Annotated in this window: 21 protein-coding genes; 11 read left to right on the top strand and 10 right to left on the bottom strand. The window is 60.0% G+C overall.

Going from position 1 to position 25,072, the window contains the following annotated elements:
* Positions 1–76: 76 nt before the first annotated feature.
* Positions 77–718 carry a bifunctional 4-hydroxy-2-oxoglutarate aldolase/2-dehydro-3-deoxy-phosphogluconate aldolase gene (gene eda / locus ACN0SD_RS07090; protein ID WP_417807520.1) on the top strand — a complete coding sequence of 214 codons (642 nt, stop codon included), beginning with the start codon at positions 77–79 and terminating at the stop codon, positions 716–718.
* Positions 719–725: 7 nt separating this feature from the next.
* On the opposite strand, the gene ACN0SD_RS07085 is transcribed toward eda, so the two are convergent.
* Together ACN0SD_RS07085 and ACN0SD_RS07080 are read right to left on the bottom strand one after the other, a co-directional pair.
* Entirely contained in the window at positions 726–992 is a 267-nt protein-coding gene (locus ACN0SD_RS07085) for a hypothetical protein (RefSeq protein WP_417807549.1), read from the bottom strand.
* Between the two features lie 15 nt (positions 993–1,007).
* Positions 1,008–3,782, bottom strand: a complete 2,775-nt coding sequence (locus ACN0SD_RS07080; RefSeq protein WP_417807519.1) for a glutamine-synthetase adenylyltransferase — start codon at positions 3,780–3,782, stop codon at positions 1,008–1,010.
* A 134-nt stretch (positions 3,783–3,916) separates the two neighbouring features.
* On the opposite strand from ACN0SD_RS07080, the gene ACN0SD_RS07075 reads away from it, so the two are divergent.
* From ACN0SD_RS07075 to ACN0SD_RS07055, 5 genes are all read left to right on the top strand, one after another.
* Positions 3,917–4,384: a YbaK/EbsC family protein gene (locus ACN0SD_RS07075; protein WP_417807518.1), complete on the top strand. Its 468-nt coding sequence runs from the start codon at positions 3,917–3,919 to the stop codon at positions 4,382–4,384.
* 128 nt (positions 4,385–4,512) lie between these two features.
* Positions 4,513–4,971, top strand: coding sequence for a DUF2852 domain-containing protein (locus ACN0SD_RS07070; protein ID WP_417807517.1), 459 nt, complete (start codon positions 4,513–4,515; stop codon positions 4,969–4,971).
* Positions 4,972–5,124: 153 nt separating this feature from the next.
* A complete protein-coding gene (locus tag ACN0SD_RS07065) occupies positions 5,125–5,955 on the top strand; it encodes an arginyltransferase (protein ID WP_417807516.1) in 831 nt (276 codons plus the stop codon).
* 321 nt (positions 5,956–6,276) lie between these two features.
* Positions 6,277–7,383 carry a TRAP transporter substrate-binding protein gene (locus ACN0SD_RS07060; RefSeq protein ID WP_417807515.1) on the top strand — a complete coding sequence of 369 codons (1,107 nt, stop codon included), beginning with the start codon at positions 6,277–6,279 and terminating at the stop codon, positions 7,381–7,383.
* A gap of 273 nt (positions 7,384–7,656) precedes the next feature.
* Positions 7,657–8,769 carry a TRAP transporter substrate-binding protein gene (locus ACN0SD_RS07055; protein ID WP_417807514.1) on the top strand — a complete coding sequence of 371 codons (1,113 nt, stop codon included), beginning with the start codon at positions 7,657–7,659 and terminating at the stop codon, positions 8,767–8,769.
* Positions 8,770–8,859: 90 nt separating this feature from the next.
* Here the strand turns inward: ACN0SD_RS07055 and ACN0SD_RS07050 are convergent, their stop codons facing one another.
* The 3 genes from ACN0SD_RS07050 to ACN0SD_RS07040 all read right to left on the bottom strand — a co-directional run bounded on the left by ACN0SD_RS07050 (position 8,860) and on the right by ACN0SD_RS07040 (position 11,463).
* The gene (locus ACN0SD_RS07050; protein ID WP_417807513.1) at positions 8,860–9,045 is read right to left on the bottom strand and encodes a hypothetical protein; all 186 of its coding nucleotides are present in this window, start codon (positions 9,043–9,045) and stop codon (positions 8,860–8,862) included.
* A 114-nt stretch (positions 9,046–9,159) separates the two neighbouring features.
* Positions 9,160–10,893, bottom strand: a complete 1,734-nt coding sequence (locus tag ACN0SD_RS07045) for a TRAP transporter large permease (RefSeq protein WP_417807512.1) — start codon at positions 10,891–10,893, stop codon at positions 9,160–9,162.
* Entirely contained in the window at positions 10,894–11,463 is a 570-nt protein-coding gene (locus ACN0SD_RS07040; protein ID WP_417807511.1) for a TRAP transporter small permease subunit, read from the bottom strand. It abuts the gene before it with no gap.
* A 511-nt stretch (positions 11,464–11,974) separates the two neighbouring features.
* Here ACN0SD_RS07040 and ACN0SD_RS07035 point away from each other — a divergent pair.
* From ACN0SD_RS07035 to ACN0SD_RS07025, 3 genes are all read left to right on the top strand, one after another.
* On the top strand, positions 11,975–13,720 hold the full coding sequence (locus tag ACN0SD_RS07035; protein WP_417807510.1) for an acetolactate synthase 3 large subunit: 1,746 nt from the start codon (positions 11,975–11,977) through the stop codon (positions 13,718–13,720).
* Positions 13,721–13,796: 76 nt separating this feature from the next.
* Positions 13,797–14,357, top strand: a complete 561-nt coding sequence (ilvN, locus tag ACN0SD_RS07030) for an acetolactate synthase small subunit (protein WP_417807509.1) — start codon at positions 13,797–13,799, stop codon at positions 14,355–14,357.
* A 103-nt stretch (positions 14,358–14,460) separates the two neighbouring features.
* Entirely contained in the window at positions 14,461–15,450 is a 990-nt protein-coding gene (locus ACN0SD_RS07025; RefSeq protein ID WP_417807508.1) for a glycosyltransferase, read from the top strand.
* Positions 15,451–15,457: 7 nt separating this feature from the next.
* Here the strand turns inward: ACN0SD_RS07025 and ACN0SD_RS07020 are convergent, their stop codons facing one another.
* From ACN0SD_RS07020 to ACN0SD_RS07000, 5 genes are all read right to left on the bottom strand, one after another.
* Positions 15,458–16,906: an O-antigen ligase family protein gene (locus ACN0SD_RS07020; protein WP_417807507.1), complete on the bottom strand. Its 1,449-nt coding sequence runs from the start codon at positions 16,904–16,906 to the stop codon at positions 15,458–15,460.
* Positions 16,906–19,047 carry a right-handed parallel beta-helix repeat-containing protein gene (locus ACN0SD_RS07015; RefSeq protein ID WP_417807506.1) on the bottom strand — a complete coding sequence of 714 codons (2,142 nt, stop codon included), beginning with the start codon at positions 19,045–19,047 and terminating at the stop codon, positions 16,906–16,908. Before ACN0SD_RS07015 ends, ACN0SD_RS07020 begins: the two co-directional genes overlap by 1 nt.
* A gap of 145 nt (positions 19,048–19,192) precedes the next feature.
* A complete protein-coding gene (locus tag ACN0SD_RS07010) occupies positions 19,193–20,053 on the bottom strand; it encodes a glycosyltransferase family 2 protein (protein WP_417807505.1) in 861 nt (286 codons plus the stop codon).
* Positions 20,046–21,215: a polysaccharide pyruvyl transferase family protein gene (locus tag ACN0SD_RS07005; protein WP_417807504.1), complete on the bottom strand. Its 1,170-nt coding sequence runs from the start codon at positions 21,213–21,215 to the stop codon at positions 20,046–20,048. The genes ACN0SD_RS07010 and ACN0SD_RS07005 overlap by 8 nt, the downstream gene beginning before the upstream one ends.
* Positions 21,212–22,453, bottom strand: a complete 1,242-nt coding sequence (locus ACN0SD_RS07000) for a Coenzyme F420 hydrogenase/dehydrogenase, beta subunit C-terminal domain (RefSeq protein WP_417807503.1) — start codon at positions 22,451–22,453, stop codon at positions 21,212–21,214. Before ACN0SD_RS07000 ends, ACN0SD_RS07005 begins: the two co-directional genes overlap by 4 nt.
* 212 nt (positions 22,454–22,665) lie before the next feature.
* Between ACN0SD_RS07000 and ACN0SD_RS06995 the strand changes: the two genes are divergently transcribed.
* Both ACN0SD_RS06995 and ACN0SD_RS06990 read left to right on the top strand, forming a co-directional pair.
* Positions 22,666–24,063, top strand: coding sequence for an oligosaccharide flippase family protein (locus ACN0SD_RS06995; protein ID WP_417807502.1), 1,398 nt, complete (start codon positions 22,666–22,668; stop codon positions 24,061–24,063).
* Between the two features lie 82 nt (positions 24,064–24,145).
* A complete protein-coding gene (locus tag ACN0SD_RS06990; protein ID WP_417807501.1) occupies positions 24,146–25,069 on the top strand; it encodes a hypothetical protein in 924 nt (307 codons plus the stop codon).
* The last annotated feature ends 3 nt before the right edge of the window (positions 25,070–25,072 follow it).

Genomic DNA, 25,072 nt, shown 5'->3' with positions numbered 1-25,072 from the left:
ATCTAGCCTCAAATACTCACCCGCCGAAGGCGTCCTAATTTTCCGCCCGCGCGGCGGTTTGAACCGGAGACACCCCATGACCCCAGCCGAGCAATCCAAAGCCGCCCGCAAAATCTGTGAACTCGCCCCCATCGTGCCCGTCATCGTAGTGCGTGATGTGGCCCATGCCGCCCCTCTCGCCAAGGCGTTGATCGCAGGTGGCTTGCCCGCGCTTGAGGTCACCTTGCGCACGCCCTGCGCGCTGGATGCGATCCGCGCGATGGCCGATATCGAGGGCGGCGTGGTTGGCGCAGGCACGCTGCTAACGCCTGCCGATGTCAAAGCTGCCAAGGCGGCGGGCGCGAAATTCGGCGTCTCGCCGGGCGCGACCGAGCGCCTCGTGAAAGCCTGCGAAGATGAAGGGCTGCCGCTGTTGCCCGGAGCCGCCACCGCGTCCGAGGTGATGAAACTGTATGAAATGGGCTACGATGTGTTGAAATTCTTTCCCGCAGAGGCCTCGGGTGGCGCGCCTGCGCTTAAGGCCATCGGGGCACCAATCCCGCAGGTTTCGTTCTGTCCGACGGGCGGGGTCAGCTTAAAAAATGCAAATGATTACCTAAGCTTACCGAATGTTCTTTGCGCAGGCGGTTCTTGGGTTGCGCCGGACAATCTGGTGCAATCGGGCAACTGGGCTGGCATCAAGGCGCTTGCCGCCGAGGCCGCAGCCCTTCCCCGCTAAGTCCGCGTTACAACCGACGCCCGCGCCAGCCACCCCGGCGCGCGGGCGTATCGCCCTCCCGGCTCAGACCCTCGGCCAAAACTGTGCTCATCGGATGATCTTCGGCGGCCTCATAGGCCAGCAAGACGGTGCGGATCGCCTCTTGCGTGTCACAATCCACTGGCAGGCTCAGCGCCCAATCCATGAAAATCGAGCGGCATTCATCGAGTGAAATCCCCTCAATCCGATAACTTTCGCGGATCAACCCCTTGGGATCGGCCTGTTTTATATCCATCAGCTTGCGCCCCATTCATGCCTCCAAGACGTGATCCACGATCTGCGCCACCTCACGCGTGACAAGGTCCAGCCGGGCCTGCAGCGCCTCGAGGCTGTCCGAGCCGGTCTCGCGCAGCACGAAGGCGCGTCCGCCCGCACCGATTGCGTCCATATCGAGCGCGCGGTCAGACAACAAGCGCGCGCCTGATTGCAGATGCCACAAAAGACGATAGGCCGAGGCAAGGGCCGCGCCCTCATCGTTGCTCACAAAGCCTTCACGCGGACCGATCCGCAGCTGCGCCTCAACCTTGCGCGCGGGCTGGCCGGCGCGCAGGGCGAAACTTTGCGCCAAGAGTTCAATGTCTTGCAGCCGGCCGGGACCGATTTTCGCCTCCCACGGCCCGTCCGCAGGCTTGGCCGCAAAAATCCGCGCACGCATCTGCGCCAGATCCGCCAGCACCGTCTCGCCACGCCCTTTGGCGGCCAGAACCTGCATCCGGATCGCCTCGACCTCATCGGCCAAATCGGGATTACCCGCGACAGCGCGCGCCCGCGTTAGTGCCAGATGTTCCCACGTCCAGGCCTCGTTCATCTGATAATCGGCGAAGCTTTGCAGCGCGGTCGCCACCGGACCCTGACGCCCCGACGGGCGCAGCCGCATGTCCACCTCATAGAGCGTGCCTTCGGGCATCGGCGCGGTCAGTGCGGTGATCAATGCCTGCGTGAGCTTTGCGTAATAAGCCCTTGCTGCCAAAGGCTTCTTACCCTCGGAATAGTCCTGTCCGGCAGCATCATAAATCATAATCAGATCAAGATCGGAATGTGCATTCAGCCGCTCGGCACCCAAACTGCCCATCCCCAAAACCACCGCGCCACGACCCGGCGGCGGGCCATAGCGGCGCGCGAACTCGCCCTGCACAACCGGCCAAAGCGTAGACAGCACCGCCCCTGCGATATCGGCATATTGATGTGCGGCTTGCTCGGCCTCGATCAGCGCGCGCAGATGGTGCACCCCGACGCGGAATTTCCACTCCTTCGCCCAGCGCCGCGTCAGATCCAGCGCTCCCTCGTAATCCTGCAAGCGCGCAAGCTGGCGGCCAAGATCTTGCGCCAAGCCCTCGCGCCCCGGCCAAGGGGCGAAAAACGACCCGCCCAGTACCGCATCCAACACGCTGGCATTGCGCGACAGATAACTTGCCAGCGCGGGCGCTGTTGCGCAGATATCAACAATCAGGTCAATCAAAACTGGATTGGCCTCAAATAACGAAAAAAGTTGCACGCCTGCAGGCAAGTGTTTGAGAAACCCGTCAAACTGCGCCAAGGCCTCATCGGGATCAGCCGCCGCCTGAAACCGACCCAGCAGTTCGGGCTCGAGACGTTTAAAAATTCCCCGCGCGCGGTCCGAGCGCAGCGCCGGATAGCCCACCCAGCCTTCAACCAGCGTGCGGGCCTTCTCGCTGAGATCTGGGCGCGGAGCGGTCTCATCAGGGGCAAAAAACGCATTGGTCAAGCTTTCGACCCGCTCAAGACGCGCTTTCAGCGCCTGCGTCCATGCCTCGACATCACCCTGCCCCATCATCGCCGCGATCCGCGCCAATCCGTCTGGCGTGCCCGGCAAAAGCTGGGTTTGCGCATCATTGACCATCTGAATGCGATGCTCGATCTCGCGATGCTCGCGGTAATGGCCCACCAGTTCCTCGGCCACATCCGAGGGCACCCAAGACTTGACCGCCAGCGCGCGCAACGCCCCCACCGTGGTGCGATCGCGCAGGCTTTCATCGCGCCCGCCTGCGATCAGCTGCCGGGTCTGGGCGAAGAACTCGATCTCGCGGATCCCGCCCTGACCGAGCTTGATATTGTGCCCCGCCACGTCGATCGGGCCACCCAAACCTTTGTGCTCGCGGATACGCAGCCGCATGTCATGGGCGTCCTGAATGGCGGCGAAATCAAGGTGCTTGCGCCACACGAACGGGCGCAAGGTCGCCAAGAACCGCTCGCCCGCCGCGATATCACCCGCACAGGCGCGCGCCTTGATATAGGCCGCGCGCTCCCATGTGCGCCCTTCCGCCTCGTAATAGGCTTCGGCCGAGCCCATCGAGATGCAAACCGGCGTTACGCTGGCATCAGGGCGCAGGCGCAGATCGGTGCGAAACACATAGCCCTCCGAGGTGCGATCATTCAGCATCGCGGCCATCTTGCGGGTCGCGCGGATCAGGGCCGCGCGCGCCTCCACCCGGTCATCAGGATCATAGCGAGTCTCATCAAACAGGCAGATCAGGTCGATGTCGGACGAGTAGTTCAGCTCCCTCGCGCCCATTTTCCCCATCGCAAGCGCCACCATCCCCCCTGCCGTCTCGCTATCTTCCGGGCGCGCGCCCGGAATTTTGCCGCGCCGGATTTCCTCGGCCACCAACCGCTTGAGCGCCAGATCGACCGCCAGATCTGCCAGCCGTGTCAGCGCTCCGGTCACCTCTTCAAGACACCACACCCCGCCCAGATCGGCCAGCGCCGCTAACAGGGCGACCCGTCGTTTGGCGCGGCGCAACTCAGATCCCAGATCGCCCAGCGCAACCGGGGCAAGGCGCGCGAACTCCTCGGCCAGCGCGGTTTCGGGATTGCCCAAAATGGCTGCGCGCAGCCACTCGGTTTCTCTTTCCATCAACCCTTTTAAGAACGGGCTGCATCCGGCAGTGCCGCCCAGCAGATCGCGCAACTCAGGCGCAAGATCGTCAAACAGCGCGCGCGCTTCCTGCGCGCGATCAAGCTCGAACGGGATGGGACAACGGGTAAGGCGCGAGGCAAAGGGCATGAGCGCAGATTACCCCTCGGGGGGCGGCGGTCAATGGGGATTGGACTGGGTTTCATCTGGCTCTAAATACTCCCGCCGGAGGCGCTTGGCGGCAGAATCCGGACGCTTCGGCAGCGATACTTGGAGAATTTCGATTGAGTAAATCCTTAAAACGGGTGCGCGCGGCGCTTGAGGCAGCGGGGGCAGCGTATGAAATTCGCGAAGTCGGCGAGGCGCGCACGGCAGAATTAGCGGCACAATCTGCGGGCTGCGCGCTTGATCAGATCGCCAAGTCGATCATTTTTCGCGGCGAAAAAACCGGCCATATCGTGTTATTTATCACGGCCGGGGGCAATCGGGTGAGCGCGACCAAGGCCAGCACGGTGGCCGGTCAGCCGTTGGGCAAGGCCGATGCTGCGCTAATCCGCGCAGAAACTGGCTTTGCGATTGGCGGGGTGGCGCCGTTGGGGCATTTGAACCCGGTCACTACGTTTCTGGACCCGAAACTGATGGAATTTGATGTAATTTGGGCCGCAGCGGGCACACCGCGCCATGTTTTCAGCATCTCGCCGCAGGATTTAGAGCGCATCAGCGGTGTGGCGCAAGCCGATTTCACCGAATAAATCAAAGCAAATCAAGGGATTTTCTGCGCAATGTAAAAAACATTCACATCAACCCTTGCAAGGCGGGATCAGAATACCGATCTTGGTTGATGTAAAAGGCATTCACATAAACCCAACGGAGGTTCCCCATGTCAGCCTATGCTACCAACTCCCCCACCCCGCTCAATCGGGGCAACTGGTTTACCCGCGCTATCGACTGGATGGATGGCAATGGGCCGGGCGCATGGATTGCGTTGATGGTTGCGGGGTTCATCTTTGCCGGTCCGCTGGGGCTGGTGCTGTTATTCTTTATCCTGTTCACTGGTCGCTTCGGGCGCCGCTGGCGCAAGGGCGGGCATCAGATGACGCGCAGCCACGGCTGTGGCTTTGGCGGGCGGGTGCATGTCTCGCGCACCACTGGCAACGCCGCGTTTGACGCTTACAAGTCCGACACGCTTGAACGGCTAGAACGCGAACAGTCCGAATTCGAAGAGTTTTTGCGCCGCCTGCGTGAATCGCGCGACAAGGCCGAGTTCGACCAATACATGGAAGATCGCGCTAAAGCTGCCGCGCATAGCGATAGTGAGGACAACACCGCTAAGGCCTAAATCCTCCAAGCGATAGATTCTAAGCGCCCTGATCAATCTGAACGGGGCGCTTTTCTATGCAATAATATTAGGCAACTGCGCGGAAACACTTGGCCCGAGCGCGCCGCTTTGTTAGCCTGTTATCAACCCAATCCGAATTCAAACGGCACCCCAATGCGCCATTCCCTCCCGCTTGCCCCGCAGTTTTATGTGACCGCGCCGCAGCCCTGCCCGTATCTCGACGGGCGGGCCGAGAGAAAACTGTTCACGGCTTTGCAGGGGGAAGGCGCTGAAAAGCTTAACAATTCCTTATCACGCCAAGGGTTTCGTCGCTCGCAAAATGTGCTGTATCGGCCCTCATGCGCCGATTGCACCGCATGCCTCTCCGCGCGAATCCGGGTGGGAGATTTCACCCAGTCACGCTCACAACGCCGGATTCTCAAGCGCAACGCCGATCTGCGGCGCACCGCGACCAGCCCTTGGGCCACCGAAGAGCAATACGCGCTTTTCCGCCGCTATCTCGATCTGCGCCACGCCGATGGTGGGATGGCCGATATGGATATCTTCGAGTTTGCAGCGATGATCGAGGAAACTCCGGTAAAATCGCGCGTCATCGAATATCGCGAAAGTGCGGCCACGCCGGGATCAATTCGGGCGCTGATTGCGACCTGCCTGACGGATGTGCTCGATGACGGGCTGTCGATGGTCTATTCGTTCTACGAACCCGACCGGATCAAGGACAGCCTTGGCACCTATCTGATCCTTGATCATATCGAGATCGCGCGCCGTATCGGCCTGCCCTATGTCTATCTGGGCTATTGGGTGCCGGGCTCGCGCAAGATGGGTTACAAGGCGAATTTCGCCGCGCTCGAGATATTTAAGGGCGGTGAATGGATGAGTATCGGCAATCCCGAGGACCACGCGGGCGAGACGCATCCGCTCTGCGTCGATCCAATCGCCGATCAGGTCGCGCGCATCCAACTGCCCGATACCCGCAGCGGATGATTTGCCCGAGACCTGCACACCTCCGGCGGGTATTTGCCCAATGCATCGGCCGCGCCATCCCATCACAAATCCTTTACCGCAATGGCCTGAACTGGGGTTTTGTCCAGCAAATCGCACAAAATCTAGCCCATTAGGCAAGCCGCATCCTGCTCTGTGGGGACCGAAAGACATTCTTCGCGCTTCCCTCACAACTATTGGAAAATCAAGGTTTACAGCCCTAACTGCTTGCGTAAAGTGAACGCAGGTATCGTCCTATCACGGCCCGCAAGGGCGACGGGACAACCCACATCACGAGATTGATACTCAACGGGAGGAAACCCTATGGATCGTCGTTCATTCCTGCGCAAAAGCGCACTTGGCGGGGCCGCTGCAGCAGCCGGCTCAGCCCTTGCCGCGCCTGCCATTGCGCAAGAAAGCCCGCAGGTTACATGGCGCTTGGCTTCGTCGTTTCCGAAATCGCTCGACACGATCTATGGCGGCGCCGAGGTCATGTCGAAAATGGTCGAAGAGGCCAGCGATGGGAAATTCAAAATTCAGGTTTTTGCTGCGGGCGAAATCGTACCCGGTCTGCAAGTCGCTGATGCAGTAACGAACGGCACGGTCGAGGTCTGCCACACGGTGGGCTATTATTTCTGGGGTAAAGACCCGACATGGGCGCTTGGCGCGGCTGTGCCCTTCTCGCTGAATGCGCGCGGCATGAACGCTTGGCACTACCATGGCGGCGGCATCGATCTGTATAACGAATTCCTTGCCAAGCAAGGACTTTACGGCCTGCCCGGTGGTAATACGGGCGCGCAGATGGGCGGCTGGTTCCGTAAGGAAATCAACACGGTCGACGATCTCAAAGGCCTCAAGATGCGCGTTGGTGGCTTCGCTGGTAAGGTGATGGAAAAACTGGGGCTTGTACCCCAGCAGATCGCGGGTGGCGACATCTACCCGGCGCTTGAAAAAGGCACAATCGACGCGACCGAATGGGTTGGCCCCTATGACGATGAAAAGCTCGGCTTCTATAAAGTCGCGCCCTATTACTACTATCCCGGCTGGTGGGAAGGTGGCCCGACGGTTCACTTCTTCTTCTCGAAAGACAAGATGGAAAGCCTGCCCCCGCAATATCAGGCGCTTCTGCACACGGCCTGTCAGGCCACCGATGCGGACATGCTGCAAAAATACGATATGAAGAACCCTGCCGCGCTTAAGACCCTGATGGCACAGGGCGCGCAGCTGCGCCCCTTCTCGCCCGAGATCATGCAGGCCTGTTTCGACGCGGCCAACGAGGTCTATGCGGAAATGGAAGCCAGCAATCCCGAGTTTGCGAAAATCTGGGGCTCGATCAAAGATTTCCGCAAGGATTGGTTCGGCTGGGAACAGGTGGCGGAATACAATTACGACACATTCATGATGCGCCAAAACATCGCCGGCCAGCTGTAAGCCCAGCGGCGTTTGCCGCAATCTAACCCAGCCCCGGCGCCCCAAAGCGCCGGGGCTTTTTTTCTGCGCTTTCGCTGCGCGTTAAACCCATTTCCTCCCTCACGCGCGGATCACGCGGCTTTGCCCGATTTCCTGTATTTGAGGGAACTTAACGGTTTACAGGCAAAATCGGTCAAGTAAGGTGACCGCATTCCCGCCTTTCGAGGGACCCTAAGGGGTGGAGAGAGAGCGCGGGGCATAAAAAGAAAACGATACTTAACGGGAGGAAACCATATGGATCGTCGTTCATTCCTGCGCAAAGGCGCGCTTGGCGGGGCCGCTGCGGCTGCGGGCTCTGCACTGGCCGCACCGGCTATTGCGCAAGAAAGCCCGGAAGTTACTTGGCGTTTGACGTCGTCATTCCCGAAATCGCTCGACACGATTTATGGCGCGGCGGAAACCATGGCGGATTTCGTCAAGGGCGCAACCGGTGGCAAGTTCAACATTCAGGTGTTTGCTGCGGGCGAAATCGTTCCCGGCCTGCAAGCGCTGGACGCTGTGTCCAACGGAACCGTCGAGGCCTGTCACACCGCATCTTACTACTACTGGGGCAAAGACCCGACCTTCGCCTTTGCGACGGCTGTCCCCTTTGGTCTGAACGCGCGCATGCAGAACGCCTGGTTCTACTATGGCGGCGGCAATGACTTGATGAACGAATTCTACGCGAATTACGGCATCACGGCCTATCCGTGCGGCAATACCGGCGCGCAGATGGGTGGCTGGTTCCGCAAGGAAATCAATACCGTCGAAGACCTCAAGGGCATCAAAATGCGCATCGGTGGCTTTGGCGGCAAGGTCATGGAAAAACTTGGCGTTGTGCCTCAGCAAATTGCGGGCGGCGACATCTACCCCTCGCTGGAAAAAGGCACGATCGACGCGACCGAATGGGTTGGCCCCTATGACGATGAAAAGCTCGGCTTCTATAAAGTCGCGCCCTATTACTACTATCCCGGTTGGTGGGAAGGTGGTGCTTGCTTGCACGCCATGTTCAACAAGAAAGCCTATGAGGGCCTCCCCGAGGCTTATCAGATCGCGCTGCAAGCTGCCTCTCAGGCCGCCAATTGCGACATGATGGCATCTTATGACCAAAAGAACCCGACCGCGCTGAAACAGCTGATGTCGCAAGGCGCGCAACTGCGTCCGTTCTCGCAAGAAATCATGGATGCCTGCTTTAAGGCCGCCGGTGAAGTCTATGACGAGATCAACGCAACCAACCCGGCGTTCAAAAAGGTCTATGATAGCGTGTTCGCCTTCCGTAACGACGCTTACGGCTGGTGGCAGTTGTCCGAGTTCAACTACGACTACTTCATGATGCGCCAGCAAGCGGCAGGCAATCTGAAGATGTGATCTACTACAGATCGACAGCAGAAGGCCCCGGCATCATCCGGGGCCTTTTTGCATCTTGGGCAGTCTTGGCGGCGGCTACTTTTGGCAGCCCTACTTCGTCGTCGCCGCCCCGACGGTCGCCCCTGCGACCGCGCCAATCGGCCCGGCCACGATCAGACCGCCGACACCGCCGGTAGCGGCACGCTCGGTCGCGTTATCGCCACAGGCTGCCAAAGAGACAAGCAGTCCTCCAGCAGCTGCCAGAACCAGAATACGCATCGCAAATCCCTTTCCCATATCAAGCGCCACAATGGCGGCTGTTAGATATACGCTTTTACACGTTAATAGGTTCCCGACAAAGCGAAACGGCGGCCCCGAAAGACCGCCGTTTGCTGTGTTTAGGACACAGACCTAGTTGCTGCCCGGTGCGGGCAAGGGTGGCAATCCGCCCCCCGTTGCCCCGCCGCTTGGGCTGCCCGGTGCGGGAAGTCCCGGCAGGTCTCCCAAGCCGCCCAAGCCCCCCAGGCCTGGCATTGCAGGCAGGGTCATGTTGACCTTTGAGGGATCAATCGGCTTACCCTTGTAATGCATCACCATGCCCGGGAAGGCGATCACGATGGCGATCATCGCGACCTGGATGAACACAAAGGGAATAGCGCCCCAATAGATCTGCGAGGTCTTCACCGGCTCCATCTTGAAGCCTGTGACCTTGTCGATATAGGGCACCTTGGCCGCGACAGAACGCAGATAGAACAGCGCAAACCCGAACGGTGGGTGCATGAACGAAGTCTGCATATTGACCCCCAAGATCACCCCGAACCAGATCAGGTCGATCCCCAGCTTCTCGGCCGCGGGGGCCAGAAGCGGCACGATGATGAAGGCCAACTCGAAGAAGTCGAGGAAGAAGGCCAGAAAGAAGACCAGCAGCGACACCACGATCAGGAAGCCAAGCTGGCCGCCCGGAAGCGAAGTCAGCAGATGCTCGACCCAGATCTGCCCGTTCACCCCATAAAAGGTCAGCGAGAACACCCGCGCACCCAGCAGAATGAACAGCACAAAGGCCGACAACCGCGTCGTCGCCGCCAGTGCGTCGCGCACCACGGGAAAGCTCAGCCGTTTTTTGACGGCCGACAGCACCAGCGCACCAACAGCCCCCATCGCACCACCCTCGGTCGGGGTTGCCACGCCAAGGAAGATCGTGCCCAGAACGAGGAAGATCAGCGCCAGCGGCGGGATCAGCACGATGATCACTTGCTGCGCCAGACGGCTCATCAGGTTGATCTTGAACGCCTTATCCAGCACCGCGACCGCATAAACGATGATGACCGCAACCCCGGCTGCTAGGATTTCCGAGTTGTTCACGCTGGAACCAGACTTCTCGAAATAGCCCACTGCGAAGTAGAAAATGACCACGGTAAAGACCAATGCCACCAGCAGCGACATCACGCCAGAGCCCAGCGTGCGCGCCTCTTTGGGCAGCGCCGGCATCGACTTTGGTTTGATGATCGACATCACCAGAACGTAGCTTAGATACATGCCGGTCAGCACCATGCCCGGGATCAGCGCGCCCTTATACATGTCCCCAACCGAGCGACCCAATTGGTCAGCCAACACGATCAGAACCAGCGAAGGCGGGATGATCTGCGCCAGCGTGCCCGAGGCGGCAATAACGCCCGTCGCCACCTTACGGTCATAGCCATAGCGTAGCATGATCGGCAGGCTGATCAGCCCCATCGCGATCACCGATGCCGCAACAACCCCCGTGGTCGCCGCCAGCAGCGCGCCCACGATAATCACCGCGTAAGCCAAGCCGCCGCGCACCGGACCAAAAAGCTGCCCGATCGTGTCCAGCAAATCCTCGGCCATGCCGGATTTCTCCAGCACGATGCCCATAAAGGTAAAGAATGGAATGGCTAAGAGTGTCTCGTTTGATAAGACCCCGTAGAAGCGTTGTGGCAGCGCATTTAGCAGCGGCCAGTCAAGGTTGATCGACCCGCCAGAATAGCCCGACAGTTCGACCCCGATGACGAAAAATAACAACCCGTTCGCCGCCAACGCAAACGCCGCCGGATAGCCCAGCAGCAAGAATACGATGAGCGAAACGAACATGATTGGCGCCATGTTTTGCGCGATAAGTTCGAGCATTTAGAGCGCCTCCTCTTCGGTGATCGGGTCCATCCCGTGATGGCCGGTCAGCGAATGCGGGTCTTCCATCAGCCCGCGCATCACAGCAATTTTCTTGATGATCTCGGAAACGCCTTGGGCAAACAGCTGCCAAAATCCGATCAAAAGCAACATCTTGGCTGGCCACAGGATCAGGCCGCCGGAGTTGGTAGACATCTCGCCCGAGCGCACCGACAGCATCACGAAGGGCGTCAGCTTGACCAGCATCAAGATCACGAACGGCATCAGGAAAAAGAGATGCCCCAGCAGATCAATCCAGTGCTGCACCTTGCGAGGGAAGGCGCCATACACGATGTCGATGCGGATATGTTCGTTTTGTTTCAGCGTATAAGCGGCGGCTCCCAGAAAGGCGGCACCAAACAGGTACCACTGCAATTCGAGCCACGAATTCGACGACATGTCGAACATTTTGCGCACAATGGCATTTGTCGCACTGACAAGCACCGAGATCAGAATAAGCCAGGACGCTGACTTTCCGATCCGCTCATTGATGATATCAATCCAGCGTGACAGGGCTAGCAATCCGCCCATCATACTCTCTCCCTCTTTTTATTCGGCTCGATGTCTCGCACCTCAGCTTTTGATTGACCGCTCATCCCTCGAAGGTCAAGCTTTTCCAAGGCTATTTGGTTTGCTCACCTGACCAAATAGACAGGCGCATGTATCAAGCTCGCGTGATGACGCAACGGTATGTGTTAGAAGAACGCACCGATCAAAGCCGATTTTTATACAAAGTTGCGAACCGATCCAGATCGCGCGCAACATTTCACAAGAATAACACCCCCGTGCGACATTTTATGCAGCCTTTGGGCATTGACGCCCCCTGCCCCCGGCCATAATCTCCGCTCGTTCGCAAATGAAAGGAAGCGCAATGAATGCGATTCTAGTATCTGTCGTAGGAGTCACGCGCATGGGCCGGTAACGGTTTGACCATGAAGGTTCCCATGCGCCCCCGCCAAAGCCGGGGGCTTTTTATTGGCAGGTTGATCGCGAGACGCGCAAAGCGGGGGCAGCACGCCCCATGCGAGGATGGAGAAGAGATATGGCACGGCAGATGACCGGCGCGAAAATGGTGGTGCAGGCGCTTAAAGATCAGGGCGTCGACACGGTATTTGGCTATCCGGGCGGCGCGGTCCTGCCCATTTACGACGAAATTTTCCAGCAAAATGACATCCGCCATATCCTAGTGCGTCACGAACAGGCGGCGGTGCATATGGCCGAGGGCTATGCCCGCTCCACCGGCAAGCCCGGCGTTGTTCTGGTGACCTCTGGCCCCGGTGCGACCAATGCAGTGACCGGCCTGACCGATGCGCTGATGGATTCGATCCCGCTTGTGGTGTTCTCGGGTCAGGTGCCGACCTTCATGGTGGGCACCGATGCCTTTCAAGAGGCCGACACCGTGGGCATCACCCGCCCCTGTACGAAGCATAACTGGCTGGTGAAGGATTCCGCCAAACTGTCTGAAACCATCCATCAGGCGTTCCATGTCGCGACCTCGGGGCGTCCCGGCCCGGTGCTGGTAGACATTCCCAAGGATGTGCAATTTGCGATGGGCGATTACACCGCGCCCAAACAAGCGCGCGTTGATCATTACCAACCCAAAGTGAAGGGCGATCTGGACGCGATCACCAAGCTCGTCGAGTTGATCGAACAAGCCGAGCGCCCGGTATTTTACACTGGCGGCGGCGTGATCAATTCCGGCCCCGCCGCGTGTCAGTTGATGCGCGAGCTGGTGGATGCGACGGGCTTTCCGATCACCTCGACGCTAATGGGCTTGGGCGCTTATCCCGCGTCGGGACAGCCGTGGTTGGGGATGCTCGGGATGCACGGCCTTTATGAGGCCAATCTGGCAATGCATGGCTGCGATCTGATGATCAATCTGGGCGCGCGCTTTGATGACCGCATCACCGGCCGCATCCCCGATTTCAGCCCACGTTCAACCAAGGTGCATGTCGATATCGACGCCTCGTCGATCAACAAGATCATCCCGGTCGATCTGCCGATCTTGGGCGATATCGGCCATGTGCTGGAAGATGTGCTCAAAGTGTGGAAATCGCGCGGGCGCAAGGTCAACACGGCCGGGCTGGCGAAGTGGTGGGCCCAGATTGAAAAATGGCGTGCTGTTAAGTGCCTCGATTACACCAATTCTGACACCACCATCAAACCGCAATACGCGCTGCAACGCCTTGAGGCGCTGACCAAGGGTCGTGATCGCTACATCACGACCGAGGTCGGACAGCACCAGATGTGGGCGGCGCAATTCCTTGGCTTTGAAGAGCCCAACCGCTGGATGACAAGCGGTGGCTTGGGCACGATGGGCTATGGGTTTCCGGCCTCGATCGGGGTGCAGGTGGCCCACCCGGACGCGTTGGTGATCAACGTGGCGGGTGAGGCAAGCTGGCTGATGAACATGCAGGAACTTGGCACCGCGACCCAGTTCCGCGCGCCCGTGAAACAGTTCATCCTGAATAATGAACGCCTTGGCATGGTGCGCCAGTGGCAAGAACTGCTGCATGGCGAACGCTACAGTCACTCGTGGTCCGAAAGCCTGCCCGATTTCGTGAAACTTGCTGAAAGTTTCGGCTGGAAGGGTATTCGTTGCGACGATCCGGCCAAGCTGGACGCAGCGATTCAAGAGATGCTGGATTACGATGGTCCGGTGCTGTTTGACTGCCGAGTCGAGAAACATGAGAACTGCTTCCCGATGATCCCCTCGGGCAAACCCCATAACGAGATGCTTCTGGCCGCCGATGCCGAGGCCTTCAAGGAAGGCGCGGGGCTGGTCTAGGCCAGACCGGGGGGCCACGCCCCCCTCCCCGCGCAACATTTGAAGCAGTTGGAATTTAGATGAGAGGAGAGAGGCAATGGCCGCTCTGAAAATCAAAAAAGGCGCATCGAGCCATTCGGCTTATGATCTGCGCGACAGCCACAGCCAGCTAGAGCGCTCGCACACGCTGGCAGTGATCGTGGACAACGAGGCGGGCGTTCTGGCGCGCGTGATCGGATTGTTCTCGGGGCGCGGCTATAACATTGACAGTCTGACCGTGGCCGAGGTCGATCACGCAGGTCACAAAAGCCGCATTACCGTCGTCACCACTGGCACGGAGTCGGTGATCGAGCAGATCAAGGCGCAACTGGGCCGCATCGTTCCCGTGCATGAGGTCAAGGATCTGACGGTCGAGGGCAGCCCGGTCGAGCGCGAATTGGCACTGCTGAAAGTGTCGGGCACGGGCGAAAAACGCGTCGAGGCGCTGCGTCTGGCCGATATTTTCCGCGCCAATGTGGTGGATAGCACGCTGGAAAGCTTTGTGTTCGAAATCACCGGCACGTCCGAGAAAATCGACGCCTTTGCCGAGTTGATGCGCCCCTTGGGCCTATCAGATGTGGCACGCACCGGGGTAGCAGCACTGTCGCGCGGGGTCTAAACGCCACAGCCGCGCAGGTTTTGCCAGCTTGCGCCTGATCGCTCTGGTCATCGCCGCGCCATTCTGATTCCTTGATCGAAATTCAGCACGGAATACACAGACCATGGCAGCGAGCCCCGACTCAACACCCACCCCACATCTGGGGGTGGTGATCGTGACCTACAACGCTGCGGACGTGATCGCAGACTGCCTGCGCGCGCTGCAGGCGGCAAGCGGCGTGGTGTTGCATGTGGTGGTGGTCGATAACGCCTCGCGCGATCGCAGCAATGCGGTGGTGCGCGAGACCCTTGGCCCGGCTTTGCTGCCCGCTGCACAGGCGGGCGCGCCGGGGATTGCGCTGATCAAGGCGGGCGTGAATGGCGGCTTTGCGGCGGGCATCAATCTGGGGCTTGAGCGACTGGCGCGCGTGCCCGAGATTGAACGCTTCTGGCTGCTCAACCCCGATTGCATCGCGCAGCCCGACACAGCGCGCCAACTCGCGACATACCGCGCGAACGACGCGCAAATCGGGATGATCGCGCATCGCGTCGTCTATGCCGACAAGCCCGAGATGATCCAGATTGACGGCGGTATCATCGACAAGCGCACCGGTATTACGCGTAACATCAACCAATTCGCAGATCGCGACACCCCTGCCCCGAATGCGGCCCGGATCGAGTTCGTGACCGGCGCCAGCTTGATCGCAACGCGCGCCTTCTACGAGGCCGCAGGCCCGATGGCAGAGGATTATTTCCTCTATTACGAGGAAGTCGACTGGGCCCTGCGCCGCGGCCCGTTGCGCATCGCCTATTGCCCCGATGCGGTGGTTTTGCACAAGGCAGGCTCGGCGATTGGCTCGCAACGTTTGGGTTCAGTCGCTTCGCCATTCTCGCAATATTTCAAACACCGCGCCCGCGCGATGTTCCTGCGTCGCCATTTCTCGCCAGGACTGATCGGCGGGATGTTCTGGTCGCTCGCCAAGGCGGTGCAACTGATGCTGCAGGGCCACAGCGCCGAAGCACGCGCACTATTACGAGGCTATTTCGGCATGGCCCCGCCCGCCGCCGTTCTGAACGCGCTCTCTCCCGAAGCGCGCGAGCGGATCGGGCGTTAGCATAAACCTACCCGCGATGATGCCCTTGTCCAAACCGGGTGTAGCTTGAGGCCACGCTTGGTGCGGGCTCTGACACCTGCGTTTCACCAACAGTCGGAGTCTCGTGCTTGTCCCGACGTCCAACGGCGCGACGGTCTGGGGCATCTTCTTTGATCAGCCATATGCCTGATCCAAACATAAAAAAGACAAACGAATAGATCGACCCCCAGATATGCACGGTGCATAGCGTGAAGGTCAGTCCGAGAAAGGTAAACACCCAAGCCCGGCGAAACCACATCAAGCGCGGATCGGAGTCGAAATTACGCCGCATAATCTGCGCCAGCCCCAGTACATAACCCGTCGCGATCAGCAAAAACCCGGGGATGCCATAACGCACCGCCATCACCAGCCAAAAGTTATCCATGCTGCCAGAACGCATGTAAGAGGGGCGTATCCAGTCGCGCAGGCCAAGCCCGAAGATCGGATTGGCCCAGACATTTTTCATTCCCCATTCAAAGATGATTCCGCGCCAGTAGGCGGTATGAGCAGAAAACGTCGCGTAGGACATGAACACCTTGATCGGCGTTCGGTTCGACAGCAAATCAATGATAATATAGGTCAGCACGAACAGGCCCAATAACAGCCACCAACGCCACGCGATCTTTTGAAACGTCAGCGACCAACTGATCAGTCCGATCTGCAAAACCAGCGCCAGAAGCGCCCCCGACGACAACGCCAGCGCACCCGACCCCACGACAATCACGCTCATCACGATGCGCCATGCCAATGAACGGATGCCCTCAAACGCAACAAAAGCCAGCGAAAACACAACCGAGGCATACAGTCCGAAGTGGATCGGGTGGTCAAACGACGCCTGCACCCGGTTCAAACCCATGCGGGGATCTGGGCGCGAAATATTGACCGAACTGATCCCGGGCAATTTTTCTAGCAGCATCGGGATTACGGTAAAGTCGGTCTTGGCCTCGTATAGAAATAGAGGCACCATCAGCACGATCGACCAGATCAAAACCTTGCTCAGCGCCGCAAACGCCTCGCGCGAGCGGATATAGGCGCGCCCCATCAGATAGCCACCCAGAAACTCAATCCCCAGCGACCCCGCCTGCTGGATCACACGGTCAGGGTTGTTCACCGCAAGCGCCACAACGATCCAGCCAAAATGGCCCAAAAACAGCCAATCTACCATCAGGATCGGCCCGAAACGCCCTGAAAACAGGCCATAAAGCAGGGGCAGCACCATCACGATCAGTTCAACACGCAATCCTGTCATCGCCAGTGATCCGATGTGGAACTCCACCGGGATAAGGATCGTAAGGATCATGATAAGAACCGGCAACGGCAGCTTGGCTGCGGCTAGTGCTGCATCGTTCAAGGCCGAGGGTGGGCCGCCAAACTGGCGCGTGTTGGTGCGCGGCCAAGGCTCTGCCTGCCTATGCGAACGCGCGCCAGCCCGATTCATCACAGCGCTCCCGCAACCGCAGGACCAGTGGCGTCAAGTTCCAACGCTTCCACTTCACCATGAAAGCTGTCTTTCACGCCGAACGGGTTGCCCAGTGACAATCCCCAATATTCCATCGGGCGGGTTTCCCCCGAAACCTTGCCTTGCCCGATCAGCGCGCCATCGCCGTGGACCTTAAAATGGCTTTTCGCGGCGTCATATTCAAAGCTGACATCGTGCCATTTTCCGTCATAAAGCGGGATCCGTTTGGTGCGCAAAAACAGGCGATGGCCGTTGGCAGGCCAGAATTCGACGGTAAAGGTGCCCCGACCCGTCGCCTTGATGATCAGGGATTGATGGATGCGCACAACCTCGCCCGCCGACTTGAAATCGCCCATTGCGCGTAGACGCATCGACAGCTTGAACGTGTTGGAGCCAAAAAACGGCGCGATCATCTTGGCGGGCACGTCCACGGCGCCTCCGCCTGCGCCGAATTCCAGCGCGCCAGGGGACACGGCGATGGTGGACAGTACCTCTGGTTCCGCACCAACGTGCGACACGATCCGCCCGATTTCAGGATCAAACGTCAGCACGCGACTGTCACGTACGACGATCTGGCCCTGTGCCGAACGGCTTTGCCCATCTGGCAACATAGCCGTCAAGGTGATGCGATAATTGCCGGGGCGCTCAAAGGTGAATGGCACCTTGGCACCCGCGATCTTGTCGGCCCTGCCGATCTGCCAGTCAAAAGTGACTTTGCTCGGATCAATGCCCGCTGGCAGCACGGTTTTGGCCGCATCAAAAAGCAGTTCTTTTCCACCTTCCGGTGCCGCGCCGATACGCATCACCGGTTGCAGCGTGGCCTGTTGCGCAAGCTGATCCAACTGGGGTGCGCCGATCCCCGATCCTGCCAGCGCGCTACCGGGAAGATAGTCGAAGTTACGCAGATCATCGGGCAAACCGGTGCGCGCAGCCACAAACAGCGTGTCGTAGAAATTAGGGCGGCTCGGCGAGACATCTTGGATCAACAGATTGTCCTTCACGCTCCAGTCGGTCTGTCCGACGGGGCCTGCGATTTCGCCCACGACGTTCTTTTCAATCACCACATCACGCGCATCGCGCGCCACCCGGATCTGGGGAATCCATAGCTTGGGATCGGCCTCAACCCCTTGCGAGAATGCGTTATGGATGAGCGTGTTATTGGCAATCTCGACATGATCGGCTTGCCCCAGCGTGATCCCGTGCAAATGCGCGTTGATGATCACATTGTCGCGGATCGTTACGTTGCGGTAAAACATCTCGTCGCCCGCTTTGCCCCGATCCACCAGCTCGTTGCGCATCAAAATGGACTGCGTGAACAGCCCCATGCCCGAGTTGAAAATATTATCCGCAATCAGGATATCGCGGCTGGGACGGGAGGTGCCGGAGGTCCAAAACTGGATCATATCCGCATGATCGGCCAGCGCGGCGGCGCGCAGGAAGTCATGGATATGATTGCCCGTGATGGTCACACGCTCGACCTGCGCAAAGTTCATCCCGTCCATGCGCATGTCGTGGATATCGTTGCCCCTCACCGCGATATCGACGCAATCGCTGACCACCACGCCACGAAAAAATCGACGGAACTCGTTGTTTTCGATATGCAGCCCGCTTGACGCCCGCAGCGCCAACCCAAACGCCGTAGGCAACGGGTTATGTTCGGGCGAGCCCGCCATCGGCGGGGCCAGATCGCCATCAAATACCGAATTCTTGATTGTCACATCACGCGCCGTAAACACCTGAAACGGCCGCAAATTTGCTTTGTCATCGGAGGTAAAATCATAGTCGAACAGCAGATCGTCGAACACCAGATGGCTGACCTCGCGCAGGTCCATCCGTTCGATGCGCGCGGGGTGTTGGGGGTCGCTAGAGCGGAACGTGATCGGCTCCCCCTCATCGCCTGCCAGCTTTGACAGGTTCAGCGCAGGATAGTCGCCCGGTTCCAGCGCTACCACATCGCCGGGGGCAAGCTGGCCGATCACATTCGCCAGCGCATCCGCTCCCGAGACCGACCAATCGCGCGCCTGCGCGGGGGCAATCAGCGCCATCGCCATCACGCAGCCCAAAGTGCCCCGCTGGAAAACGCGCGCAATCAGCCCAAAACTGTGCATCTCATGTCGCATATCATTCGCCTGTCGCGGCCACGTTCAGCGCGGCTCTGCTTACTGCTTGTGTCGATGAGGGTAGGCCCTCAAGAGAGGGTTAAACAAGGTAAACAAGGCAAATTCAGGGCGGCAGCGCGGCTATATGTGACTATTCGGCACTGTTTCAGAGATGCCCGAAGACCGCTTGGCGCAGCATCCAGCCCATCCGCGCCAGTCGCAACCGCGATAGCGTAACTAATGCGCGTCCGCGCTCGCGGTTGTCGCGCAGATCGGGGTGGCGCAGAACCTTGGGGATATGGGCCACAATCGAGAGCGGCATCAACAGCGCCTTGCCCGCCCATTTCAGGCGCTCCATCGGGGCCGATCCGTTCACGCCAAACCCTTCTTCGCTTAACCGTCGCCATTTGCGCGACAGCGCGCTCCAATCCTGACGCGAGGGATGGCCCACGCGCAGCCCTTCGGCATAGACCAACCTATAGCCCTTGGCGGTCGCGCGGCGGCACCAATCTAGATCTTCGGACAGCCCCGCAATGAACGGCCCTGTGCCCTCATACACATCGCGCCGCGTCAGCAGATTGCCGGTGCCCGAAAAGCCCTTTTCCTCGATGTAGCGACGGAAATCGAACGCGAAAACGGTCTCAAACGCCTCCGCGCCTGATCGCGGCGGCGGGGTTTCGTCAAACACCGCGACATGCCCGCCTACCAGATCGCCGCGATCCATCACCGCGAACGCCGTCGCGATCCAGTCGGGTGCTGCCACGCAATCGCTGTCGATGAAGAACAACCGCTCGGCCGTGGTTTCGGCCACGCCGCGATTGCGCGCCTCGGCGGCCCCCTTTTTTATCTCGGTCACGATGCGCAGATCGGGAAAGACCGCGCGCACCGGGGCCAGATCGACGGTGGAATTGTTATCAACCACCAGCACTTCGCAGCGCGCGTCGACCTGGGGTGCCAGCACTTCAAGGCAGCGGATCAGGCGGTCCACATCGTTGTAATGAGGGATGATGACGGCAGCTTCAGCCACGAATGCTCTCCAGCAATTTAAGAAGCGCCGCGTCATATGCACCAAGCCGCACCAACCCCTTGGCCAGCGCCTCTTTCATCTCGCCCGCCAGCGTGTCGCGCATCAGATAGCCCTCGGTGACGGCGGCGAAAACACCGTCACCTCCGGTGTTGGTGCAATCCACGGTGCGCGTATAACCCAGCGTGCCAAACAGCCCCGCAAACTTGCGGCTATAGGCCATCGGCACCACAGGAACACCGCTGGAAAACGCCGCGATACAGGCATGCATCCGCGCGCCGGTAAAGAAATCGAGCCCCGCAATGTAGGATTTCGCAGCCCCTGGGCTGTCAAACGCAGGCGCGCAGATCACGCCGTGTTCGCGTGCCAAAGCTTCGCAAGCACGCAGATCGTCCTCAATCACCATCGGCCCGCTTGCCACGATCACATGGGGCACCAGATGGACCTCGGCCCCCTGCCCCTTGAACCACTCGATCAGCCGCGCAATTAACGCCGGGTAATCAAGGCGCATGCCGAAATCATTGCCGCCCTGATAGCCTCCTGCCATCAACAACCCCGAGACATTGATCCCAACACGCGGCGCACCATCCGTGCCCAGTTCAGGGGGCTGATAAGGTAGCCGCAGCGCCAAATCCGAGGCCGCCACCACATCGCCGCGATAGCCAAGTGCGCGCAACGCCTCGCCCGAGCGATCATCACGCGCCGCCACGAGCGCCGAACGGTTGAGCGTGATCCCCGCCAGCCATTTCGACCAACGCTTGGAAAACGGCCCGATTGTCTGGGGTGCCACGACCAAAGGCGTGCCCGCCAGATGCGCCGCGAACTTCATCCAGAACATGCGGATCAGCCGTTTCGCGCCATAAATATCGGCAAAACTGTCGCCGCCGCCAATATCAATCACCAGATCAGACGCTTTAACGGTGGCAAACAACCCTTTGGGAGATTTCAGAAAAGCGCCATCGACCTCAATCAGCGTCAGGTCATCGCCCGCAACATAGGGCGCACGCGCGTCTTTCCAATCAAGCACCGTGATCGCGATCTCGCGCCCCATCTTCGCGCCCAGTTTGCGCAGCAAAGCGATCTCGGAGACCGTCAACGCGCCCACGCCCAGATTATCTGAACGCGTCGAATGAAAGATCAGGCAGACACGCAACGCGCGGCTCATTTCGGCCTCGAGAATGCGCGCCGGATCGTGCCTGCGAAGTTGCGCAAATTTCGTGCGATCGGGTTTTGTCGCGCGCAGGCGCGCAGGTCCATCCCGACATAAACGGGCACAGGACGTGCGACCAGGCGTAGCGCAGCAAGGCGGGCAAACAGCGCGCGACGGCGCTCGCGCTGGCCGGGCTGGATCGCGGCAAGATTGGCCACATCGAAGGGCTGCGTTTGCACCGTGCCGCCCGCTTCGGCCTGCGCCAAAATCTCGGCCCCGAGCCGCGTGCGTGCCACGATCAGACTGACGCCGGGCGCCTCGTCAAAGAGCGGGTAGCCCTTGGCATCGGCCTCCCAGGCATCGGCGCAAACCAGATCTGCGGCGACGCCCGTGCCATCGGCGCAAATTTTGCAGCGATGCTGAACGTGATGCGCCAGCACGCCACCCCAAGCCGTATGATAGTCAAGGTCTCGGGTGGTGCCATCCTGCAAGGTCGCCGTTGCGCGCCCCGGCCAGCCATTGCCACGATAGCGGAAGGCAGCAAGCTGATCTGCCGGAACGCCCATTGTGTCCAGCAGCGCCTGCGCTCCCGCCGCACTTGGCACGCCCGCACAAAAGAACGACAAGACCACCGGAAAGGCGCGCGCCACGGCCGGATCGCGCAGGCTGAGCGCGCGCAAAGCCGCGCAATCGCAGGGTTTTCCGATAAAGGCATAGCGACGCCCCGACGTCAGGTAGGTGGCTAAATCCACCAGCGGGCTGGAGGGCGCATAGCGCGAGCCTGCGGCCTGCCCCACCTGCGCCGCTGTCTCGCTGATGCGCGTGCGGTTGCCGGTTGGATTGGCGGGATCGGCCTCGATCTGGATCACTCCATCCACACGCTCCGAGATCAAAAGATGCGCCGCCAGAGCCGACAACGCGCCCCCCGAGGCCCCCGCGAACCGCAGGTTTTCATCGCCCGCCCAGCCCGTCACCATCTGCCGATACGGCCCCCAAAGCGGGTCGCGCCCTTCGCCTGCGCGCGCGCTGCTTTGGCCCAAACCGGGGCAACTGGCCGTAATACCAGCCTCTTGCGGCCCGCTCAGATCGGCAGTTTGCACCGGACGGGGAAAGCCGGGCGGTGTCATCTCCATCTTGATCCGCCCCGGAGCCAGCCCCGCACACAGCCCGCAGCCTGCGCAGAGATCGCCTTTTGCAACACGCAAAAGCGCGGGACTGGGGCCAGTAAAGGGAGTGTTTTTTGCGCTGCTCATGCTCGGCCATTCTTGTTTTGCAACGAGTTCAACAGCAAGACAGCCTAGCTGACAAGCCTAATGCGCCCCACAGCGTTGCGAGCATGTCACAACCGCCACAGCGCCCGCTTGACCAAAACACGACAAGCGCGGAGAGTGCACCCAACGTCACCCGCCGATTGCCCCATCACCTTGGGGCGCGCCCAAGAGACGCCGCAAGGCCCGATCCCCCGATGATGCGCACTGCCCTTTTGATCCTAAGTGGGAACGCCAGTGCTGCGGTGCTACTGCTGGCGCGCAATCTGGTCTTGGCGCGCCTGATCCCGGTGGCCGATTACGGGATCGCGGCGACATTTGCGATGGTGATGGCGGTGATCGAGATGGCCTCCAACCTTGGCCTGCATCAGCAAATCGTGCAGGCCCGGCGTGGCGACGATCCCGATTTTCAGGCCGCGCTGCAAGGGTTTCAACTGATCCGTGGCGTGATAGGCGCTTTGGCACTTCTTGCGATGGCCGGGCCGGTCGCCGCATTTCTAGGCATTCCGCAAGCGGCCAGTGCGTATCGCTGGCTGGCCCTCGTGCCACTGCTCAATGCGATGCAACATTTCGACATCCACCGCGCGCAACGCCGAGGCCGCTATGGGCCGATGCTGCTAACAGGAGCATTGCCCGCGCTTGGTTCGCTGTTGGTGATCTTTCCGCTGGCGCATCTCTTCGGCGATTGGCGTGTGATGCTTTGGGCGTTGCTGTTGCAGGCGGTTCTGGGTGTCGTGACCTCGCATCTGGTGGCTGAACGCCGCTGGCATCTGCGCTTTGACCCCGCCGTGATGGCGGATTCCTGGCGTTTTGGCGCGCCGCTTTTGGTTAATGCGGTACTGCTGTACCTGGTGTTTCAGGGCGACAAGCTGATTGTCGGGCGGCTGTCAGGGATGGAGGCGCTAGCGCTGTACGCGATGGGAGTCACGCTGACGCTAACGCCCACGCTGGTTATCGCGAAAACCACCCAAAACATCTTTTTGCCCAAACTGTCCGCACTGCACGGCGAGGGCCAAGACGCAGCGCATCGTGAAATGGCACGTGCCACGCTGGAGGCTGCATTGATGAACGGCACCGCATTGGTGCTGGGCATGTTTTTGCTGGGTGGCCCGATGGTGATGTGGCTGCTGGGCGCGAAATACGCGATGATTGTGCCGCTGCTGGTCCCCTTCGCGATTTCGCACGCGCTGCGGGTGTTCAAATCTGGTCCCGCGATTGTGGCGCTTTCGGCGGGGGCCACGGGCAACGCGCTTTGGGGCAATCTGCCGCGCGTTCTGGTGTTACCCATCGGCTGGTGGCTGCTACAATCAACCGGCTCGTTGCAAGCGCTGATCTGGCTTGGGGTTGGTGCAGAACTGATCGGTTTCGTGCTATCGCTGGTACGATTGCACAGCGTCACGCGCCTGCCCGACATGCTGCCAGCGCTCGCGACAAGCGCGCTGGCCCTGACCTCGATTGGCGCGCTCACGCTGTTTGTCCCGATGCAAAGCACCGCGATAAAATGGCTTATTGTATTGGCGCTATTTGGTCTGCAATGGGTCGCAATGCGCGGATTGCGCGGGTATTTCGGGTCAAAACTCTTGGGTGAGGCTTGATGCTGAGCGCGCTGCTTCCCTTGGCCCCGTGCTTGACGTAGATTGTTCCAAACGACCCCGGCAGAGGGCGGCAAGGACAGGCATGGCTCAACTATTAATCCATATCGGCTATCATAAAACTGCCACCTCTTGGCTGCAAAACAAGCTGTTCTTGCCCAAACACGGCTATCTGCCCTTGGCCAATCATCAGCAGGTCGATGCAGAGATTGTGCGCCCGCATGGGCTGGTGTTTGATCCCGACGTGATGCGCGCACGCATTGCCAAGGGCATCGCGCAGCGAGAGCCAGATCAAACCCCGCTGATCTCATCTGAAATTCTCTCGGGTCATCCGTTTTATGGCGGGCGCGAGAGCGACGATTTCGCCCGCCGCCTGCACGCCATTGCGCCAGATGCCCGGATATTGATCACGATCCGCGATCAGATGCGCATCCTGCCCTCGGTCTATATGCAATACCTTAGCCGCGGTGGCGTGATGCCGCCCGACAAGTTTTTCGCAGGCACGCAAGAGCCGGGCTATAGCGGTTTCAGCCCCGATCATTTCGCCTATCATCGCCTCGTCGGGCTGTATCAAACGCTGTTTGGCGCGCAGAATGTGCATGTGATGACGCAAGAAAGCCTAGCACGCGATCGCGATACCACGCTGGATCAGCTGGCTACATTCGCTGGCAACACTCTCTGGCAGGGGCTGGGCGCGACGATGGATAAGGGGGGCGTTGGCATCAGCCAGCCTCAAGGTGCTGCGTGGCTGTTGCGCCGGATCAATCACTGGCAGGCCAGCACGCTGAACCCCCAGCCTCCTATCGCAATTGCCACGACACCCGGCGGGCTGTATCGGGTTGCGGGATATCTGGCGCGGCGCGGCCCGCTGGCTGGTTCTTTTGCCCGCACGAAGCCGGTCAGTGACTATGTGCGCGCAACCTTTGCGGGCCAGTTCGCTGACAGCAACCGCGCTTTGGCCGCGCAGGTTCCGGGGCTCGATTTGTCGGGCTATGACGGGATCGGGTAAACT

The organism is Thioclava sp., from assembly GCF_048263065.1.
Lineage (GTDB): Bacteria > Pseudomonadota > Alphaproteobacteria > Rhodobacterales > Rhodobacteraceae > Thioclava.
The sequence above is the reverse complement of the archived record's forward strand: the minus strand, read 5'-3'. Positions and strand labels throughout refer to the sequence as shown.